We start from the raw sequence: 505 nt of genomic DNA on the forward strand, positions 1-505 counted from the left end.
CCCATGTTAATCAGGGTAGGGTGAGTCGACCCCTAAGGCGAGGCTGAAGAGCGTAGTCGATGGGAAACGGGTTAATATTCCCGTACTCGGTATGAATGCGATGGGGGGACGGAGCAGGCTAGGCAAGCATGGCGTTGGTTGTCCATGTGAAAGGCTGTAGGCTGGTGACTTAGGAAAATCCGGGTTGCTAAGGCTGAGAGTCGAGACGAGCCACYAAGGTGGTGAAGTTGTTGATGCCCTACTTCCAGGAAAAGCCTCTAAGCTTCAGTTCATACTGAATCGTACCCTAAACCGACACAGGTGGTCAGGTAGAGAATACTAAGGCGCTTGAGAGAACTCGGGTGAAGGAACTAGGCAAAATTGTACCGTAACTTCGGGAGAAGGTACGCTCTTGTTTGTGAARGACTTGCTCTGTAAGCAAACGAGAGCCGCAGTGACCAGGTGGCTGGGACTGTTTATTAAAAACACAGCACTGTGCAAAATCGTAAGATGACGTATACGGTGT

At 50.3% G+C, this 505-nt stretch carries 1 rRNA gene; it reads left to right on the forward strand.

Features of this window, described 5'->3' with window-relative positions:
* Positions 1-505: ribosomal RNA gene (locus tag L1D50_RS23615) — 23S ribosomal RNA — on the forward strand; the annotation flags it as partial.

It is taken from the genome of Pseudoalteromonas sp. Isolate6 (assembly GCF_022398435.1).
Lineage (GTDB): Bacteria > Pseudomonadota > Gammaproteobacteria > Enterobacterales > Alteromonadaceae > Pseudoalteromonas > Pseudoalteromonas galatheae.